Source organism: Peribacillus sp. B2I2, from assembly GCF_041261685.1.
GTDB lineage: Bacteria > Bacillota > Bacilli > Bacillales > DSM-1321 > Peribacillus.
In genome coordinates, this window is record NZ_JBGCCB010000001.1 from 2328056 (window position 1) to 2346741 (window position 18686).

Genomic DNA, 18686 nt, shown 5'->3' on the forward strand with positions numbered 1-18686 from the left:
TTTACCATCTGAGGAGGTATTACATGAAGACAGAACTTAATAAGCCACAGCTCAAAATTCCACCAGCTACGATGGGGGAAAAACTAAGACAGGTTGGACCAGGTATAGTTGTCGCTGCCACAGGTGTAGGAACTGCCGATTTGATAACATCTATCGTTATTGGAACGTCTTTTGGAATGACCTTTGTATGGGCCATTATTGTCGGTTCAATTTTGAAATACTTTTTAAATGAAGGTGTAGGGCGCTGGTATTTGGCAACCGGACAAACCATGATTGATGGATGGCATTCATTAGGGAAATGGGCAACAGGTTATTTTGGTATCTATTCAGTCATTTGGGGATTTATCTATGGAGCAGCTGCAGCATCGACTTCAGCATTGGCCATGCACGCCATGTTTCCAATCATGCCGCTTTGGGCTTGGGCTATCGTCCATTCGATTCTAGGCTTCGGTCTCGTTTGGACAGGCCGTTATCTTCTGTTTGAACGTGTAATGACAGTTTTAATAGGTGTTATGTTTGTAACGATTATCGGTACAGCGATTCTTTTCCTACCTAGCTTAGGAGATTTCGCAATCGGATTCGTTCCTAGAGTTCCAGAGGGCTCATTCATTTTAATGCTAGGCTTGATTGGTGGAGTTGGTGGAACAATCACAATGGCTTCCTATGGTTATTGGTTAAGTGAAAAAAGCTGGAGTGGAAGAGGTTGGATTTCCATGATGAGAACAGATACCAAGGTTGCCTATACATTAACAGCTATTTTTACATTGGCTGCATTGATAATCGGTGCTCAATTTCTTGCGGGTACAGGTGTCAGCATCCGTGACGATCAAGGGCTTATCCAACTTGCCGAAATGCTTGGGGCGGAGTTTGGCACACCCATGCGCTGGTTATTCTTAATTGCATTTTGGTCTGCAGCTTTTTCTTCCTTACTTGGAGTTTGGAATGGGGTTCCGTATCTTTTTGCTGACTTTGTCAAAACGATACGCAAGAAAAAGGCTCCAGGAAAACAGGCTGTTTCAGAAACGGAACCTGCTTATCGTGCCTATCTAGCCTGGCTGACATTCCCTCCAATGATTTTGTTTTATTTCGGAAAACCGGTCGAGTTAATCATCATATATGGAGCTTTAGGAGCATTATTTATGCCATTTCTGGCGATCTCCTTGATTTTACTATTAAATTCGAAAAAGGTTGATAAAGAGTTTAGGAACAAAGCGGTTCCTAATTTGGTTTTAACAGCTTGTCTCATCATGTTCGTCTATTTAGGGGTTAACGAACTTATTGAAATTTTTACGAAATAATCGGTAAAGGCTGTGGGGAATCTTCTTCTTGACAGCCTTTATTTTTCCCTTTAGCTGGTCAGTCTCACTTTCATACCAAGGTTTTTTTTTACGCTCAAATCTCATTTTCATTTATTACAGGAATGCTGCCCCGTTAGCTCAATAAAAAAAGCATATGTGCTTTACGTCTTCACGGAAAAGCTGATGGTCATCGATAAAAATTATACTAAAGAAGGATTTCTAGCAAACATATTCAATCCAAAAGTAGCTGTGTTTTTTAAGTTTTTCCCCTAATTTATATCCAGAAGACAAGAACATAGCTTTTACTTTAGAGTTTGGAATTACTTATGGTATTTCTTTTATATGTCACTAATTAAAGGATTATATGCCTTAAATGAAAAATTGAGAAAATCGATGGAGATGATCTGTGTTCAATCCTTTTAATGAAATATGGATCTTTAATACAGACCACTATGGTAAGTTTAAATATGAGATTGCTTACATGGAGAATATATTTGCTACTGATTAGCTGTTGAAGAAAGAGACTTTGAAATATATAAGAAACAAGGATTTACTTTTGTAGAGGGTGAGAAAAAGGTAGGAATCATCAGAGATATTACAGGGGAGATAACCTATATTGATCCTGATATTATTGAGGCAATAAGTTATAGTTTTATGTAGGGGGAGCTGAAATGCTCCTTTTTTTTATGAGCCTCTGCCTACTGATTTTACGTTAGGCACAGCAAAATCTTTTTGTGTTTTTCAATTTTAACAGTACCCCCTTAGTACTTTTTTATAATGATGTGGATAAAAATAGAAAATAACTCCCGTTGGGAATGAACGTTAAATGAAGTGAGTCAGAAAGATTATTATCTAAAGGGAATGATACTGAAATATTAAATTTTTCGATTGATTCCACCAATTCATGAATGAAAAAAAATGTGAGTTAGGATATAATATATTATTGTATTGGAGATTCATTCTGGAATTTCCTTTTTTTTATGGGCTTCATTTGTTTATCTCCCTGATGAAACGGGAAATAAATTATAGTTGTATATGTTTTTATAATAATAATTAGAGTTAAGTAGAGGGGTTTGTTTTAATGGAGATGTTAGAAAATTTTATTAGTGGGACAAATGATGTGTTATGGTCATCCATATTGATCATCATGTTGATTGGTTTGGGTCTTTATTTTTCCGTACGCACGAAGTTTGTCCAATTCAGAATGGTAGGGGAAATGTTCAGGCTTTTGGGCGAAGGTGCCACGGCGGATAAAAAAGGTGTGACATCCTTCCAGGCTTTTTGCATCAGCACGGCTTCCCGGGTAGGAACGGGTAACCTTGCAGGTGTTGCCATCGCAATCACGATGGGAGGTCCGGGAGCCGTTTTCTGGATGTGGTTAATTGCACTGATTGGAGCTGCTTCGGCTTTTATTGAAAGTACACTTGCTCAAATCTATAAGGTCAAGGATGGGGATGCATTCCGTGGCGGTCCTGCCTATTATATGGAAAAAGCATTGAATGCCCGTTGGATGGGGATTACGTTCGCTGTGTTGATTTCGCTTACATTTGGACTTGCTTTCAATTCGGTACAAGCCAATACGATTACAAGCGCATTCAACGAATCGTTTGGGATTGAAAAGTGGGTTACGGCAATCATCCTGGCTATCGTCACGGCTGTCATCATTTTTGGCGGGATCAAAATGATTGCAAAGGTCTCTGAAGTCATTGTCCCAATCATGGCAGGAGCCTATGTGATAGTGGCGTTGATCATCATCATCATGAATATTACCGAGTTACCGAGTGTTTTTGCTTTGATCTTTGAAAGTGCATTCGATGGAATAAAAGAAGTGGCTGGCGGAGTACTGGGAGCAGCCATGATGCAGGGAATCAAGCGCGGCCTATTTTCAAACGAAGCCGGGATGGGTAGTGCACCTAATGCTGGCGCGACAGCCGATGTCAGTCATCCTGTCAAACAAGGTCTCATTCAGTCTCTTGGTGTTTTTGTCGATACGCTCATCATTTGCAGTTCGACTGCCTTCATCATTTTGTTTTCAGGTCTTTATACATCGAAGGAAACGGATGGAATCGTCCTTACCCAAAATGCCCTTGGAACCGCATTGGGATCTTGGGCTGGTATTTTCCTTGCCATCATTGTACTGTTATTCGCCTTTAGTTCCATTGTGGGTAACTATTATTATGGGGAGTCGAATATCGGCTTCATCAATGAAAATAAGGTTTGGCTAAACATCTATCGTATCGCAGTTGTAGGGATGGTGATATTTGGTTCGCTTGCCTCACTTGAATTTGTTTGGGGACTTGCTGATTTGCTGATGGCCCTTATGGCCATTATCAACCTAATCGCCATAGCATTACTAGGGAAGATTGCATTTGCTGCACTGGCGGATTATCAAAAGCAAAAGAAAAGTGGAAAAAATCCCGTTTTCCATGTGAACAATATTAAAGGTTTGAAGAATGTGGAATGTTGGGGTGATCCATCCGATAATATGGATGTGAAGAAGGAGAGCTAAACTCTCATTAAGCTTACATGTAAAGTCCTTGTGAAGGGATTTTGCTTGTAAGTTTTTTTTGTGAAATCAATTGATTGAAAATAAGTAAAATCAGCCTTTTTTCCTCCTTTTTTTATCATTATTGAATATTGCTTTGTTTTTTACACAAAATACCTTTGTCTTTATTACTGCTGTCAATCGATGATTGGACAATTTGAAAACTGGGAGTGAAAACAATGGATAGCAAGCAATCAAAAAATGAATCTTCAGAAATCGCAGGAAGAATATATGATGTCAGCGACTATAAACGGGAAGATACTTTATCTTCTGGATTGGCTACAACCCACGAACAAGTCTCGGATACTTATGCAGAAGGCGAGATAAAAGCTGTCATTGATGATGTAAACGGAAAGGATATCGAGATTAAAAAAGAAGGATCTGAGGAAGAAAGGAAATGACTTGTTTTTTGGTTAGGGTCAAGAATTTTCGACTGATATATTTAAGGATATAACGATTTAATCCCCTAGCTTTTTGAATGATGAAACAAGCTAGGGGATTTTAATTAATAAATTTTTTCTGTCTCGATTTTTTGAAGCAACTCTTCCTTCGTTCTTGGGACAAGTTCCTTTTCTCCGGGTATTCTTGATTGAAGGAGGGCTTGAAACATTTCAAAAACCCACGGCTTCTCGAGATGAGCCTTCATCAAAATGTCTTCATCATGAAAAACGGATACAGGGTCCCCTTGGTATATGACCTTACCATCGTTCATGACAACGACTTCATCAGCCCATTGATAGGCTAAATTAACATCATGAGTTGATAGAATTATCGTTTTGTCTGGGTGGTGGATACTGTCCAGCAGAGCCATGATCTGTCTGGAGAAATAAGGATCCAATCCAGCGGTAGGCTCGTCTAAGAGCCAGACATCTGGTTCCATGGCAAGTACCCCGGCAATGGCGACACGTTTTTTTTGCCCTAAGCTCAAAAAATGGGTAGGTTTGTCTTTCAGTTCCGTTACTGCCGTTTGATCCATCGCCCATTGCACTTTCTCCTGGACTACATTTCTATCCCATCCTAAATTCATCGGTCCAAACGATATATCCTGTTGAACATTAGCGGAAAAAAGCTGGGAGTCGGGATCTTGAAAAACGATTCCGACTTGTTTTCGTAATGATAATAATGCTTTACGGTCATATTTCATTTTCTTGCCTTTAAATCTGATTGTTCCTGATGTTGGTTGTAAAAGACCATTTAAATGGAGGAATAGAGTCGATTTGCCGGCTCCATTATTGCCTAATAATGCAATCTTTTTACCTTGTTGAATCAGTAGTGAAAGATCTTTTATCGCGAACGTCCCGTCTGCGTATTGATGCGTGAGGCCCTCTATATTAAAGATATCTTCTTCCATTTTTGAATTGCCTCCAATTTACATATATCCATAAATAAGGATTAAGCTTCCTAGTATTACAATGGCGATCAGCCAATTGCTTGAGGAAAAGGTGTAAGTATCCTCGATATAAGAAAGGTTCTCCTGATATCCTCTTGCGTTCATGGCCATCGTCAATTGCCCAGAGCGCTGGAATACTCCCAAAAATAATGATGAGGTTAGTAACCCGAGAGATCGAATGCCTTGCCTTACCGAACCATATCCCAGTCGTGAAGCTTGTGCTAAGTGAATGGCCAAAGCTGTATCTAAAAAAATAAAGATGAAGCGATAGGTCAATTCTATTAAATCGATCAATAAGGAAGGCACTTTAAGTTTTCGCAGTACGGATAGAATGACGGTAATGGGTGTAGTCAAGGTTAAGAAATATAAACAGCTTATACTGCTAAATACGACAGTGATCAAATTGATCACTGTACCAATGCTGCCATCGCTGATGAAAATTTGCCAATTTCCGACTTTCCAGGACCACCAAATATTCGGTATCGAAGTAAATGTACTGGAGATAGAAAAAAGGATGGTAAGTGTGCCTGATAATAGAAAGAATCCTGGTAATAAGAGTAATTTCAGATAATACAAAAGCGGGATTTTTGCCACAAAAATGATTAAAGCGCTCATCACCATAAAAGTGATGAGCGAAACGGCCAAATCCCTTACCGTTAACGAAAACAGCATAAGGGAGAGTGCAAAAATCATCTTTTCCAATGGATGTACATCCTTTAGCCCATTGAAATAGGCATATTTATCAATGAGTAACATGTTTCGATTTTTCGTTCATTTCTTGTTTGGTTTGTTTATTCCTTTGTCTCATTACGCCAATGAAGTATCCAATGAAACCAGCTCCGATTGCAGCTTGCAGCGCAAATAATAAGCTCTCGGTTTCCGCACCTGGCGGCTCCCAAATACTATTAAACCAAGGCTTGTATTCCGGCTGAATTTTAGTGATGGCTTCTTCAGCCTCGCCGTCGGCACCGCCAAATTCCGTTCCTTGCTGGGTTATTAACGGTATGGTGGCAAGAATGACGACCAGGAAAAGCAGCAATAAACTTTTTTTCATGTTAACGGGCCTCCTTAGATAAAACTCGCAGCAATTTCAATTCGCCTAGATTGTATTTTTTCAGGAAATTCATCACAACCACTGTCAATAATCCCTCGCTGATTGCCAAGGGAATTTGGGTCAGGGCGAATATTCCAGCAAATTTATTGAATGAGGCTATGAATCCACCTACCTCGGATGGAAAAGCAAGTGCAAGTTGAACGGAAGTTACCACATAGGTTCCTAAATCGCCAAAAGCAGCTGCCAAGAAAACGGCCAGCGAAAAAGACCACCCCAATTTAGTTGCGCCCTTGAAGACAAAGCAAGCAATGAAAGGTCCGCATACAGCCATGGAAAATGCATTGGCCCCTAATGTCGTCAATCCTCCGTGAGCCAGTAGAACAGCTTGAAATAATAGAACGATGGAGCCTACGACACTCATGGCCAATGGCCCGAATAATATGGAACCTAAACCAACTCCGGTAGGGTGTGAAGAACTTCCCGTAACGGAAGGAATCTTCAAGGCAGATAATATGAATACGAATGCACCCGATAGACCGAGCATCATTTTTGTTTCTGGGTTTTCCCTTACTTTGGACCTAATGGACCGGTAACCCAAGATTAGAAATGGAAGGGTCACGGCCCACCAAAATATGGCCCATTCAATTGGTAAAAAGCCCTCCATGATATGCATGGCCATCGCACGTTTTGGGACAAGAAGCAGTAAAATGACAAAATAAAGAATTTTCCAATTGACTCTTTTCATTCTTTCTCCTTTCAACACCTTTAATTTTTCTGATCAAAACTTTAGAAGAAAAGCGGCGCCCAACATAAAAAGCACTTCTCTCAAAAGAAAGAAGTGCGTAATGAACAGGAATTTTGCAGCTTAAACCAATATGGGCCATTCTGCCTGATCCGCACACCCATCCTCGTAGGCTGAAACAGTTTCACGCTTCATGGCAGGTCTCCTGGCTTAGGTTCATTGTCCCGTTACATCCTTCCCATCTCATTTGACAGTGGATTAATGTTAACGTAATAGGACTTCCCTTTACAGTGGCGGGACCGCTCCGGACTTTCACCGGCTTCCCTTTTAAGCTGAATTCCGAGAAATTCAACACCATAAAACTTATGTAATTATTTCGAAAATTCTCGTATAGTGTACCATAAAGAAATAATTCCAGCTACACTCTCTTTTTTTTTTTTGACTAAGATTGCAGAGAGGAAAGGCTTATGGCTGGATTTACACTATTAAACTTTTCTAAACAGTCGGAATAAACTATTGAATTTTGCTAAAGTTGTTATATGATAGATAAGGTTAGCTATAATTGTATAATAAAACCAAATATTTCATTTTAAAAGTGCTCTTGTGTGAAAAATGCAAGGGATAATAGGGAAATCGGTGAAAATCCGATGCAGCCCCCGCTACTGTAAACGCTGATGAATTTGTCGATAACCACTGGCTTAAAGCCGGGAAGGGACAAAGTAAAATGAAGCGTAAGCCAGGAAACCTGCTTTTTAAATTGTATGATACTTTTCGGAGGGAAAGGTAGAAGGACTATGACGATTTTTGGAGATTCAGCATATTTGCGGAGGGCTCCTCATTCATATAGTTTTTTAAACCTTGACTCTTATGTTAAGGTTTTTTATTTTGCCTTTTCCCTGAACTCAGGAGGAAGAAGATGACTACTTGGAACTTGAAGGGTACAAATACGCATTTGTTGATTTGCAATGGAAGCAGTTGCATGAAAAAGGGCGGGGAAGAAGTAACTCAAGCGATTCGCGATGAAATTACTTCAAAGGGACTGGATTTGAAAATTCATACAACCAGGACACGCTGTAACGGAAGATGTAAGGATGCCTGCGTTGTGATTGCCTATCCCCAAGGGAAATGGTATAGAGTGGATACGCCTGATTTCGGTCGGGAGATTGTCAGCAATATCGATGATGGGGAATATGTCCCACAGATGATCTACCAATTCAGTGATGGGGAAATGAAACCTAATCCAGATTTTCCTGCTCATACGGGTATTTCAAAGAACAAATCGTAAAAGGAGATGTCTTAATGAGTACAAACGGTAAATTATTCGTCGTGGGCTTTGGACCAGGGAATTTTGAACACATTACCAAACGTGCTGTCGAAGCCCTTCAAGAAAGTGACTACATCATTGGTTATAAAACTTATGTTGAACTCATTCAGGGTCTGCTTACAGATCAAACGATCATTAGTACGGGGATGACTGAAGAGGTATCACGTGCTCAGGAAGCAGTAAAACAAGCGGAGTTGGGAAAAAAAGTGGCTGTCATTTCCAGTGGGGATGCCGGAGTTTACGGGATGGCAGGGTTGGTTTATGAAGTATTGATTGAAAAAGGTTGGAAAGAAGAAACTGGAGTGGGCATTGAAGTCATTCCTGGTATTTCTGCAATCAACTCTTGTGCGTCTTTACTTGGGGCACCAGTCATGCACGATTCGTGTACGATCAGCCTCAGTGATCATTTAACTCCTTGGGACCTAATCGCTAAAAGGGTGGAAGCAGCTGCAATGGCTGATTTTGTCATTGCGCTTTATAATCCGCGCAGCGGCAGGCGGACTAGGCAAATTGTTGAAACACAGAAAATTCTCCTTCGCTACCGTTCGCCAGATACACCAGTCGGGTTGGTGAAAAGTGCTTATCGCGATCGGCAGGATATTGTCATAACCAATTTGAAAGATATGTTGAATCACGATATTGGAATGTTGACCACCGTCATTATCGGTAATTCATCCACCTTCTTATACGATGACAAAATCATCACACCAAGAGGTTATCAGAGGAAATATACATTGAATTCGGAAAAGCAAACATTGAAGCCGCATCAGCGTCTGCAAAAAGAAGCAGAACCGTGGGCATTAGATCAAGAAGCCGATTCCATGCAAGAAACCTTAACCGAGCCTGCTGGAGGAGTTGGATTACTTACAAAAGCACCAGAAAAGAAGTCCGCTTCTTTTGAAATGGCAATGGAAGCCTTGTCAAGAGTGAAGGGTCAAACCGTTCAGCAATCCATTAAGCCGATTGTCCAGCAAAAAATGGAGTCGGTATTCGAACTTGCCGTAAGTCCAGGTGTGGCGAATAAACAATTCACTCCCAAACAAATGATGACACTTGCGGAAGTTGTCGGGGAAAAGGGAACGATGGAATACACGCCAAATCATAAGATCGTTTTAAAGATCCCGACAACGGACCCGGAAGTCATTACGGGGAAATTGCAATCAGCAAACTTTCTATTATCGCCGATTGGAGATGTACTGACATTAAAAGCCTGTGATTTCTGTGATGGTGAAAAAGCGGAATCCATACCATATGCGGATGAAATACACCGGGTGCTTGGCGGAATGAAAATGCCTAAGGAACTGAACATCGGATTTAATGGGTGTGGAATGGCTTGTTATAGTGCCGTGATGGATGACATCGGGATTGTTTTCCGAAAAGGGAAGTTCGACTTATTTCTTGGAGCTAAACCGGTTGGAAGAACGGCCCATCCAGGTCAGCCGGTAGCTGAAGGCATTGAACCGGAACGGCTTGTTGAATTGATTACGGACATTGTCGGGGAGTATAAGCAAAATGCCCATCCAAATGAGCGGCTTTTTAAATACTTCAAACGTTCAAAAAAGATACAGAATTTTTCTTATCAGGACATTGCTCCCAAAATAAACATAGAGCCTGCGCCTTGTGAAGACTAATCAAGAGGGGGAAAGTAAATGAAAGCAGTTTTGTTTGTAGGACACGGAAGCCGCCTGGCTTCGGGAAACGAAGAAGTCGTTCATTTTATTAAAAATATGATTCCGGCAATGGATGACAGTTTTTTGGTAGAAACGTGCTTCCTGGAATTTGCGACACCGAATATATCAAAAGGCATTGATAATTGTGTAAAACGAGGGGCTACGGAAGTTATCGTCATACCAATCATTTTGTTGCATGCAGGACATTCGAAATTACATATCCCAGCTGAAATAGAGGATGGGAAAACCAAATATCCAGAAGTGAAATTCACATATGGTCAAACGATCGGGGTCCACCATGATGTATTGACGATCCTGACAGACCGACTTGAGGAAGCCGGCTTCGATACATCCTCGGAACAGGCTGAGACAGCAATATTGCTAATTGGCCGAGGGGGCAGTGATGCTGATGCAAATAGTGATATATATAAAATTTCACGATTATTATGGGAAAAATTAAACGTTAAATGGGTCGAAACAGCGTTCATGGGTGTAACGGACCCGCATGTTGATGAAGGCATTGAACGATGCATCCGGTTGGGTGCAAAAAAAATAGTGATGCTGCCATATTTCCTCTTCACGGGGGTGTTAATGGAAAGAATGGAGGATATGCTGAAAGGCTATCAAGAGCAATATCTTGATCGGGAATTTATTTTGGCGAAGTATTTTGGGTATCATCCAACCTTACAGAACATTCTGCAAGAACGAGTAATTGAAGCTAGTGAAGGCAGATCAAGTGGGGCACGTGATTTGGAAAACTATCGAAAATATGTCGAGGAACATGGACATGCCCACCATCATCACCATCACGACCACGACCATGACCATCATGACCACGACCATCATGACCACGACCATCAGCACGATGGGCAAGAGGTGGGTACGTCAAAATGATTTTGTTCTTGGCGGGTACAAGTGATGCGCGGGAATTAGCGATTGAGATGCAGCAGGTGGGATTCAAGGTTTTGGCAACTGTTGTAACCGAGTCGGCGGCGAAGAGTTTGCAAGATGCAGGGATATCCACCCGGATTGGCCGATTAACTGCAGAGGATATGACCTCTTTAATCTCTGAAAAAGGTTTTCAGGCTGTAGTTGATGCAAGTCACCCATTTGCGGAAGAAGCATCCAAAAACGCTCTTAACGGAGCAAAGGCAGCAAATGTTCCTTATATTCGTTATGAGCGTGAAAGCCAACGGTTTCAGAATGACAAATTGATAGTTGTCCGTGATTATGAGGAAGCTTCCAAGCTGGCTGCTGCAAAACGGGGAGTCATCATGCTCACGACCGGAAGTAAAACCCTAGCGGTGTTCGCAAAAGAATTGGTAGGACTCGAGAATACCAGAGTCATAGCAAGAATGCTGCCACGCATGGATAATATGGAAAAATGTGCGCAGCTAGGCATTGAACAAAAAAATATCGTTGCGATTCAAGGTCCATTTTCCAAAGAATTAAATAAAGCCCTATATAAACAGTATGGCGTCACATTGATGATAACGAAAGAAAGTGGCAAGGTCGGTGCGGTTGATGAGAAATTGGAAGCCGCGTTGGAATGTGGAATAGAGACGATTATGATATCAAGGCCAGATGTTGACTATCAAAATGTTCATTCCAGTTTTGATCATGTCATTGCCGAGTTGAATAATCAGTTGAATAAATAATAGGAGGAATGCAAGATGGACTTTAAAACGGATTTCAAACCACTAACGGTAGATCCAGACAAAATATATGATTATAGTTTTTCAATGATAGCTGAAGAAATGGGCGATCATGATTTTTCTGAGGATGAATGGAAGATCGTCCGCCGGGTCATTCATGCTTCAGCTGATTTTGAATTGGGAAGAAGTGTCATCGTCCATCCAAATGCCATTCAAGCTGGTGTGGAAGCCATTCGCAAAGGTAGACATGTCATTGCGGATGTGCAAATGATCGAGAGCGGTACAGGCAAAAAAAGATTTCAAAAACACGGCGGGGACGTTCATTGCTACATTTCAGATCCAGATGTGATGGTCGAAGCAAAACGTTTGAATACGACAAGAGCGATCATTTCGATGCAAAAAGCCGTAAAGGAAAATGAAGGGGGCATTTATGCCATTGGCAATGCACCTACAGCTTTACTTGAGCTCATTCGCCTTATTAAAGAAGGGATTGCAAAGCCGGACTTAATTATTGGAATGCCTGTTGGGTTCGTTTCTGCAGCGGAATCGAAAGAGGAACTGGCTAAGATCACAGAAGTGCCATTCATTACGAATATTGGCCGAAAAGGTGGAAGTACTGTCACGGTTGCAGCATTGAACGCAATTTCCCTTTTAGCTGATAGTTAATAAACATGGAAAAGAAAGTAAAAAAAGATCCCTCACAAATGCGCCATGGGTATACGACGGGGGCATGTTCGACAGCCGTGACTAAAGCGGCATTGACCGCTTTGATCACGGGGGATGCCCTTGAGGAGGCTACGATCTCCTTGCCTATCGGCCGTGATGCCACTTTCACCATTGAGAGATATGATATATCGGAAAATTCGGTTAGTGCAGAAACGATTAAAGATGCCGGAGATGATCCAGATGCCACCCATTTGGCACATATCATTTCTACTGTCAGCTGGTCGGATGCACCAGGAATCATCTTGGATGGAGGGATTGGTGTGGGGCGAGTGACCAAACCCGGGCTTCCCGTTCCTGTAGGGGAAGCGGCCATTAATCCTGTACCGCGCAAAATGATATTAACCACTGTGCAACAAACCTTGGAAGAATTTAAGATTAATAGAGGAGTGAAAGTCGTTATCTCCGTGCCTGCAGGTGAAGAAATAGCTAAAAAAACATTAAATGGCCGCCTTGGGATTGTGGGAGGCATTTCCATTTTGGGAACAAGGGGCACCGTCGTCCCTTTTTCCAGTTCCGCCTATATGGCAAGTATCGTCCAGGCTATCAGTGTCGCCAAGGCGAGTGGGTGTGAGCATCTTGTCTTAACCACTGGCGGGCGTAGTGAAAAGTATGCAATGGGCCTTCTTCAGGATTTACCTGAGGAAGCCTTTATTGAAATGGGTGATTTTGTAGGCTTCTCACTTAAGCAATGTAAAAGGCAGGGAATTAAAAAGGTATCACTGATTGGTATGATGGGGAAATTTTCTAAAGTTGCCCAAGGTGTGATGATGGTGCATTCAAAAAGCGCTCCGGTCGACTTCGGTTTTCTATCGGAAATAGCCCAAAGCGTCGGAGCTGAAGATGATCTTGTTCTTGAAATCAAGAATGCAAATACAGCGTCACAAGTCGGGGATATGATGTCAGCGATCAATAATTTTGATTTTTTTAATAAACTATGTGAATCCTGCTGTCACTCTGCTATAAAGCAAGTGAAGGGTGGCATTGAAATGGAAACGGCGATTTATTCGTTGAAAGGACAATTACTGGGAAGGGCTGTTGGAATTGAGTCAATCGATGAAATTAATCGGGATAGGGGATAACGGTCAGGAAAGCTTACTGCCTCAATATGCCCAATGGATAGAAGAAAGTGAAGTGCTGGTCGGGGGTGAGAGGGTCTTATCCTTCTTTCCTAACTATTCCGGCAAGAAGATTGTCATAAAGGGCGGTTTGAAAAAAGTGGTAGAACAACTGCAGGATGAAACTCGTCCAACTGTTGTCTTGGCTTCCGGTGACCCATTGTTTTATGGAATGGGAGGCTATCTTTCCAGCAAAATCAACATGGAGGTTTACCCATATTTCAGTTCCATTCAGCTTGCTTTTGCAAAAATGGGTGAAAGCTGGCAAGATGCTTTTATAGTTAGTGTTCATGGCCGCAGTATGAAAGGGCTGGCCCAAAGGATTGATGGGAAAGCGAAAGTTGCCTTGCTTACTGACGTCGAAAATACTCCCAACCAACTGGCTAAATATCTCCTTTCATTCGGAATGACTGAATATCGGGCATTCGTGGCTGAAAATCTTCAAGGAGAAACTGAAAACTCAGGTTGGTATGAACTTGAGGAAATGATGGAGCGGGAATTTTCCCCGTTGAATGTCGTCATTTTAAAAAGAAAATCTGAAGGTCCAAGTTGGACTTTAGGGATAGAAGATGAAGAATTTTCGCAACGTAAGCCGGATAAAGGACTCATAACCAAAAAGGAAATTAGAGTATTAAGCCTGCATGCGCTGAAGCTCAGAAAAAACAGCATAGTTTGGGATGTTGGGACGTGTACGGGGTCAATGGCAATTGAAGCGGCTAAGTTTGCATCCGAAGGACAAATCTTCGCAATTGAAAAAAATGAGCCTGACTTAGAAAACTGTTATCAAAACCAACGTAAATTCCGTACCGATATAACAGCCATTCATGGTAAAGCTCCGCAAGGATTGGAAACTTTTCCAGATCCTGATGCGATCTTCATTGGGGGGACCGGCGGCGAAATGGTAGATTTAATCAATACTTGCTGTAAACGGCTTAAAGAGGGCGGCAGGATCGTTCTAAATGCTGCAACGATTGAGAATCTTTACCGGGCTAATGAGGCATTTGCGGAAGCTGGTTTTCACACTTCCATCATGCATGCGCAAATTTCCCGAAGTAAGCCAATATTGGGAATGAACAGATTTGTACCACTTAATCCGGTTTATATCATTACTGCACAAAGAAAGGAAGACATGAATGAGTAATCTTGGTACATTATATGGCCTTGGCGTTGGCCCAGGCGATCCAGAGCTTATTACAGTAAAGGCATTTCGCGTGATTCAGGAATCTCCGGTCATTGCATATCCAAAAAAAAGAAAAGGCAGTAAAAGCTACGCCCACCGTATCGTTGAAGTTTACATCCGTCCTGAAGAGAAGGATATGCTGGGCCTTGTTTTTCCGATGACGAAAGATCAAGCGATTTTGGATCGGGAATGGAACGGAACGGTTGAAAAGGTTTGGCAAAAGTTATACGAAGGAAAAGATGTCGCTTTCGTTACGGAAGGTGATCCTCTTTTATATAGTACGTTCATACATATGATGAAATTGATGCAGGAGCTGCATCCCGAAGTCGAAATCAAGACAGTCCCGGGTATTTCTTCGTTTAATGGATCGGCGTCAAGGTTGGGCATCGCTTTGGCAGATGGTGATGATCATGTCGCGATTGTTCCGGCAAGGGATGATTATGAAGCGATGAAGAAGGCAATTGAAGATCATGATGCCGTGGTGTTCATTAAAGTGGCAAAAGTCATCGATTTAATGATTACTGTTTTAAAAGATTTAGACTTGCTTGAAAAGGCCTCGGTCGTTACCAAAGTCACATCCGATGAAGAAGTGATTTGGAAAGTGAGTGAATTGGAAGGACTTGAACTAGAATACTTAACATTGATGGTGGTGAGAAAATGAAGATATTTATTGTAGGCGCTGGCCCAGGAGATCCGGATTTGATTACTGTAAAAGGATTGAACATTCTTCAAACGGCGGATGTGATTTTATATACGGATTCGTTAGTGAATGAGGAATTGATTGCTAAGGCAAAACCGGATGCCGAGGTGCTAAAAACGGCTGGAATGCATTTGGAAGAAATTGTTGGCATTATGGTTGATCGGGTTAAAGAAGGAAAGCTGGTTGCCAGGATCCATACAGGGGATCCTGCCATGTACGGCGCAATCATGGAACAAATTGTCCTATTGAAGAAAGAAGGTATTGGTTATGAGGTGATCCCTGGCGTAAGTTCGGTGTTCGCCTCGGCAGCGGCAATAGGAGCAGAGCTGACTATCCCGGATTTAACCCAGACACTCATATTGACGAGGGCTGAAGGGCGTACGCCTGTTCCGGAATTTGAGAAGTTACGTGATTTGGCTAGTCATCACTGTACGATTGCCCTCTTCTTGAGTGCGACCTTGACTAAAAAAATCGTTAAAGAACTCCAGGCAGCCGGTTGGCAGGATGATACTCCGGTCGCAGTCATTCAACGGGCAACATGGCCGGACCAAAAAATCGTCCGTACCACTTTAGTGAATTTAGATGATGATATGCGTAAAAATGGTATCCGCAAGCATGCAATGATTTTGGCTGGATGGGCGTTAGACCCTAATATCCATGATAAAGATGAATACCGTTCCAAACTATATGATGCGAGTTTTACCCACGGTTTCAGAAAAGGTGTTAAGCCATGATCATTGAATTGAAGGAAGAGGAACTTGCTCCCATTAAACGGTCACATACTTATGCGATCGTTGCGATTACAAAGCATGGTGTCGAGCTGGCACGAAAATTACATACCGTTTTTTCGAATTCCGATCTTTATTACATGAGCAAATTTGAAAAAGGGGACGAAGAGCATAAACAGATCCAGCTTTTTTCGGGAAGTGTCCGTATGCTTTTACCAGCTTTATTCAAGGAATATAAAGGAATCATTTTAATTATTTCACTCGGTGCAGTCGTGCGGATGATTGCACCAATTTTGAAGGATAAGAAAACGGATCCAGGTGTGGTTGTCATTGATGACAAAGGGGAAAATGTCATCAGTGTACTGTCAGGGCATCTTGGGGGAGCAAATGAACTGACTAAGGAAGTTGCTGCTGCCCTTGACGCAAAAGCTATAATCACTACGGCTTCGGATGTACAAAAAACGATTCCTGTCGACTTATTCGGCCAGCGTTTTGGCTGGGTTTGGGATTCTGCAGAAAAATTGACGCCAGTAAGTGCGTCCGTTGTAAATGAAGAGCATGTTGCCGTTGTACAGGAGTCAGGTGAACGGAACTGGTGGTCGTATGAAACGGCATTACCTGAACGGATAATCGTATACCCGTCTATTGAAGAAGCGCTTCAAGCAAAGCCACAAGCAGCCCTGGTCGTGACTCACCGCATGCTTAGCCAGCCGGAAAAGAAAATCTTGGAAAATGGGATCGTCTACCGCCCTCAAGTCATTGCTCTCGGTATCGGGTGCAATAGAGGAACAGCGGCTGCCGAAATTGAGCAGGTGATTGAAGAAACACTAGCGGAATTATCGTTTTCCTTAAAAAGCGTTAAAGCGATCTGTACCATTTCCTTAAAGAAAGACGAAATTGGCTTAATTGAAGTTGTTAAAAAATATGGCTGGGAATTTGTTTATTATGAACCGGAAGAGCTTAATCAAGCTCAGATCGAAGCGCCATCCGATACAGTATTTAAATATACAGGTGCATATGGTGTGAGTGAACCGGCTGTCAGGATTTATACGAAAGCCGAACAATTGGAACTGGTTAAAAAAAAATCGGGGAACGTAACCATATCAGTTGGGATCATTCCTTTTTAAGGAGGCAGAAACCTATATGAACGATAGAAGATTGGTAATTGCAGGTACCGGAAGCGGTGTCGGAAAAACGACATTGACCATCGGAATCATGGCAGCCCTCCAGAAGAAAGGCTATACGGTTCAAGGGTTCAAATGTGGTCCTGACTATATTGATCCAACCTATCATACTGCAGTTACAGGACGAATTTCACGTAATCTTGACAGTTGGATGTTCGAACATGACACCGTCAAGGAAATTCTTAACAAAGCAGCTACTGGAGCTGATATATCGATCATTGAAGGAGTCATGGGCTTTTTCGATGGCAAAAGTCCTTTATCCAATACAGGATCGACCGCTGAAATCAGCGTCATCACGCAAAGCCCTGTCCTGTTGGTAGTCAACTGTGCCAGCATGGCACGGAGCGCGGCTGCCATTGTAAAAGGATTTCAGGACTTTTCGACCGGTCCGAACATCATTGGGGTCATTGCCAATCAAGTAGGAAGTGTAGGCCATTACAAAATCGTCAAATCAGCCATTGAGCAAGAATGCGATGTACCGGTGCTGGGATATATGAAACGGGAAATGGATATTGATATTCCTAGCCGTCATTTGGGCTTGATTCCTGCGATTGAACGCGGTGAACTTAACCCGTTTTTCGATAAGCTTGCACAATTGGTCATGGAAACGATCGATATCGATCAGTTATACCGTTTGTCAAAGACAAGGGCCGTTTCCAGTGGAAACTCAAATATATTTCAACCCCAAAATGAAAAGGAGGTGTGCATTGCCGTCGCAAAAGATGCAGCCTTCAATTTCTATTATCAGGAAAATCTTGAGTTGCTTGAAGCATATGGGGCGAACATCAAGTATTTTTCTCCATTAAAAGGGGAAGAAGTTCCAATGGATGCTGATGGCTTATACCTTGGAGGCGGTTTTCCTGAGGAATTTGCAGATGAACTTTCCGGGAACGTGGGTGCTATCAGATCCATCAGAACCTCCATTGAAAAGGGGATGCCGACCCTGGCGGAATGTGGGGGTTTCATGTTTTTGAGCAAATCGATTGAAACAACTTCAGGAGAAACGCATCAGATGGCAGGAATGATACCAGGCAGGATTAAAATGCAGAAAAAACTTGCGGCACTTGGGTATCGTGAAATTACAGGAACTTCAAGCAATTTTTTGATCAATGAAACTGAACAGGCAAAAGGTCATGAATTCCACTACTCGACATTTGAAGCGGATGATGATCTTACACATGCTTACGAAGCCAAAGGCAGATTCGGTTCCAAACAAGAGGGGTGTGTATTAGGTAACCTTGTTGCAGGGTATACACACTTTCACTTTGCTTCCAATCCAATATTGGCAAAGAACTGGATCAATGCTTGCTTAAAACAAAAAAACAGATTCACACAAGAAACCATCAACATGGAAAAGGTATTTTTTGAAGATTAA

General features: G+C 42.0%; 18 protein-coding genes and 2 riboswitches. Of the genes, 14 read left to right on the forward strand and 4 right to left on the reverse strand.

The annotated features are described in order from the left end of the window. The first annotated feature begins 23 nt into the window (after nucleotides 1–23). The 3 genes from ABIE66_RS11645 to ABIE66_RS11655 all read left to right on the forward strand — a co-directional run bounded on the left by ABIE66_RS11645 (nucleotide 24) and on the right by ABIE66_RS11655 (nucleotide 4244). Entirely contained in the window at nucleotides 24–1298 is a 1275-nt protein-coding gene (locus ABIE66_RS11645; protein WP_370014789.1) for an Nramp family divalent metal transporter, read from the forward strand. A gap of 1081 nt (nucleotides 1299–2379) precedes the next feature. Beyond that, nucleotides 2380–3807 (forward strand): alanine/glycine:cation symporter family protein, encoded by a 1428-nt coding sequence (locus ABIE66_RS11650; protein WP_370014790.1) that lies wholly within the window; start codon nucleotides 2380–2382, stop codon nucleotides 3805–3807. Between the two features lie 215 nt (nucleotides 3808–4022). Then, nucleotides 4023–4244 carry a YozQ family protein gene (locus ABIE66_RS11655; RefSeq protein ID WP_370014791.1) on the forward strand — a complete coding sequence of 74 codons (222 nt, stop codon included), beginning with the start codon at nucleotides 4023–4025 and terminating at the stop codon, nucleotides 4242–4244. Between the two features lie 104 nt (nucleotides 4245–4348). On the opposite strand, the gene ABIE66_RS11660 is transcribed toward ABIE66_RS11655, so the two are convergent. Genes ABIE66_RS11660 through ABIE66_RS11675 form a run of 4 tightly spaced genes read right to left on the reverse strand, consistent with a single transcriptional unit; the run spans nucleotide 4349 to nucleotide 7032 of the window. Beyond that, nucleotides 4349–5194, reverse strand: a complete 846-nt coding sequence (locus tag ABIE66_RS11660) for an energy-coupling factor ABC transporter ATP-binding protein (protein WP_370014792.1) — start codon at nucleotides 5192–5194, stop codon at nucleotides 4349–4351. Nucleotides 5195–5212: 18 nt separating this feature from the next. Continuing rightward, on the reverse strand, nucleotides 5213–5989 hold the full coding sequence (cbiQ, locus tag ABIE66_RS11665) for a cobalt ECF transporter T component CbiQ (protein WP_370014793.1): 777 nt from the start codon (nucleotides 5987–5989) through the stop codon (nucleotides 5213–5215). Further along, nucleotides 5976–6287: an energy-coupling factor ABC transporter substrate-binding protein gene (locus ABIE66_RS11670; RefSeq protein ID WP_289324814.1), complete on the reverse strand. Its 312-nt coding sequence runs from the start codon at nucleotides 6285–6287 to the stop codon at nucleotides 5976–5978. The genes cbiQ and ABIE66_RS11670 overlap by 14 nt, the downstream gene beginning before the upstream one ends. Nucleotide 6288: 1 nt before the next feature. Further along, nucleotides 6289–7032 carry an energy-coupling factor ABC transporter permease gene (locus ABIE66_RS11675; RefSeq protein WP_370014795.1) on the reverse strand — a complete coding sequence of 248 codons (744 nt, stop codon included), beginning with the start codon at nucleotides 7030–7032 and terminating at the stop codon, nucleotides 6289–6291. A 175-nt stretch (nucleotides 7033–7207) separates the two neighbouring features. Next, nucleotides 7208–7403, reverse strand: a riboswitch (cobalamin riboswitch). A gap of 202 nt (nucleotides 7404–7605) precedes the next feature. Then, nucleotides 7606–7796, forward strand: a riboswitch (cobalamin riboswitch). Nucleotides 7797–7945: 149 nt separating this feature from the next. Here ABIE66_RS11675 and ABIE66_RS11680 point away from each other — a divergent pair. The 11 genes from ABIE66_RS11680 to ABIE66_RS11730 are packed head-to-tail and all read left to right on the forward strand — an operon-like array spanning nucleotide 7946 to nucleotide 18686. Beyond that, on the forward strand, nucleotides 7946–8314 hold the full coding sequence (locus ABIE66_RS11680; protein WP_370014796.1) for a (2Fe-2S) ferredoxin domain-containing protein: 369 nt from the start codon (nucleotides 7946–7948) through the stop codon (nucleotides 8312–8314). A 14-nt stretch (nucleotides 8315–8328) separates the two neighbouring features. Then, nucleotides 8329–9984, forward strand: coding sequence for a precorrin-3B C(17)-methyltransferase (cobJ, locus tag ABIE66_RS11685; protein ID WP_289324816.1), 1656 nt, complete (start codon nucleotides 8329–8331; stop codon nucleotides 9982–9984). Between the two features lie 18 nt (nucleotides 9985–10002). Next, nucleotides 10003–10917, forward strand: coding sequence for a sirohydrochlorin chelatase (locus ABIE66_RS11690; protein WP_370014797.1), 915 nt, complete (start codon nucleotides 10003–10005; stop codon nucleotides 10915–10917). Beyond that, nucleotides 10914–11681, forward strand: a complete 768-nt coding sequence (cobK, locus tag ABIE66_RS11695; protein WP_289324818.1) for a precorrin-6A reductase — start codon at nucleotides 10914–10916, stop codon at nucleotides 11679–11681. The genes ABIE66_RS11690 and cobK overlap by 4 nt, the downstream gene beginning before the upstream one ends. Nucleotides 11682–11696: 15 nt before the next feature. Next, on the forward strand, nucleotides 11697–12344 hold the full coding sequence (locus tag ABIE66_RS11700; protein WP_230156409.1) for a precorrin-8X methylmutase: 648 nt from the start codon (nucleotides 11697–11699) through the stop codon (nucleotides 12342–12344). Nucleotides 12345–12349: 5 nt separating this feature from the next. Then, entirely contained in the window at nucleotides 12350–13483 is a 1134-nt protein-coding gene (locus ABIE66_RS11705) for a cobalt-precorrin-5B (C(1))-methyltransferase (protein WP_289335531.1), read from the forward strand. Further along, nucleotides 13458–14660, forward strand: coding sequence for a precorrin-6y C5,15-methyltransferase (decarboxylating) subunit CbiE (gene cbiE, locus ABIE66_RS11710; protein WP_370014798.1), 1203 nt, complete (start codon nucleotides 13458–13460; stop codon nucleotides 14658–14660). Before ABIE66_RS11705 ends, cbiE begins: the two co-directional genes overlap by 26 nt. After that, a complete protein-coding gene (gene cobI / locus ABIE66_RS11715; protein WP_289316648.1) occupies nucleotides 14653–15360 on the forward strand; it encodes a precorrin-2 C(20)-methyltransferase in 708 nt (235 codons plus the stop codon). The genes cbiE and cobI overlap by 8 nt, the downstream gene beginning before the upstream one ends. Continuing rightward, nucleotides 15357–16133: a precorrin-4 C(11)-methyltransferase gene (gene cobM, locus ABIE66_RS11720; RefSeq protein ID WP_289324822.1), complete on the forward strand. Its 777-nt coding sequence runs from the start codon at nucleotides 15357–15359 to the stop codon at nucleotides 16131–16133. Before cobI ends, cobM begins: the two co-directional genes overlap by 4 nt. Continuing rightward, a complete protein-coding gene (locus ABIE66_RS11725) occupies nucleotides 16130–17254 on the forward strand; it encodes a cobalt-precorrin 5A hydrolase (RefSeq protein WP_370014800.1) in 1125 nt (374 codons plus the stop codon). The genes cobM and ABIE66_RS11725 overlap by 4 nt, the downstream gene beginning before the upstream one ends. A gap of 16 nt (nucleotides 17255–17270) precedes the next feature. After that, complete coding sequence (locus ABIE66_RS11730; protein WP_370014801.1) at nucleotides 17271–18686, forward strand: cobyrinic acid a,c-diamide synthase CobB; 1416 nt, start codon at nucleotides 17271–17273, stop codon at nucleotides 18684–18686.

Coding starts and splice junctions, on each gene's coding strand:
- cbiE (WP_370014798.1), top strand. CDS start 13,458: ATGAAATTAATCGGGATAGGGGATAACGGTCAGGAAAGCTTACTGCCT.
- ABIE66_RS11725 (WP_370014800.1), top strand. CDS start 16,130: ATGATCATTGAATTGAAGGAAGAGGAACTTGCTCCCATTAAACGGTCA.
- ABIE66_RS11655 (WP_370014791.1), top strand. CDS start 4,023: ATGGATAGCAAGCAATCAAAAAATGAATCTTCAGAAATCGCAGGAAGA.
- ABIE66_RS11700 (WP_230156409.1), top strand. CDS start 11,697: ATGGACTTTAAAACGGATTTCAAACCACTAACGGTAGATCCAGACAAA.
- cobK (WP_289324818.1), top strand. CDS start 10,914: ATGATTTTGTTCTTGGCGGGTACAAGTGATGCGCGGGAATTAGCGATT.
- cobI (WP_289316648.1), top strand. CDS start 14,653: ATGAGTAATCTTGGTACATTATATGGCCTTGGCGTTGGCCCAGGCGAT.
- cobM (WP_289324822.1), top strand. CDS start 15,357: ATGAAGATATTTATTGTAGGCGCTGGCCCAGGAGATCCGGATTTGATT.
- cobJ (WP_289324816.1), top strand. CDS start 8,329: ATGAGTACAAACGGTAAATTATTCGTCGTGGGCTTTGGACCAGGGAAT.
- ABIE66_RS11670 (WP_289324814.1), bottom strand. CDS start 6,287: ATGAAAAAAAGTTTATTGCTGCTTTTCCTGGTCGTCATTCTTGCCACC.
- ABIE66_RS11675 (WP_370014795.1), bottom strand. CDS start 7,032: ATGAAAAGAGTCAATTGGAAAATTCTTTATTTTGTCATTTTACTGCTT.
- ABIE66_RS11680 (WP_370014796.1), top strand. CDS start 7,946: ATGACTACTTGGAACTTGAAGGGTACAAATACGCATTTGTTGATTTGC.
- ABIE66_RS11645 (WP_370014789.1), top strand. CDS start 24: ATGAAGACAGAACTTAATAAGCCACAGCTCAAAATTCCACCAGCTACG.
- ABIE66_RS11705 (WP_289335531.1), top strand. CDS start 12,350: ATGGAAAAGAAAGTAAAAAAAGATCCCTCACAAATGCGCCATGGGTAT.
- ABIE66_RS11650 (WP_370014790.1), top strand. CDS start 2,380: ATGGAGATGTTAGAAAATTTTATTAGTGGGACAAATGATGTGTTATGG.
- ABIE66_RS11730 (WP_370014801.1), top strand. CDS start 17,271: ATGAACGATAGAAGATTGGTAATTGCAGGTACCGGAAGCGGTGTCGGA.
- cbiQ (WP_370014793.1), bottom strand. CDS start 5,989: ATGTTACTCATTGATAAATATGCCTATTTCAATGGGCTAAAGGATGTA.
- ABIE66_RS11690 (WP_370014797.1), top strand. CDS start 10,003: ATGAAAGCAGTTTTGTTTGTAGGACACGGAAGCCGCCTGGCTTCGGGA.
- ABIE66_RS11660 (WP_370014792.1), bottom strand. CDS start 5,194: ATGGAAGAAGATATCTTTAATATAGAGGGCCTCACGCATCAATACGCA.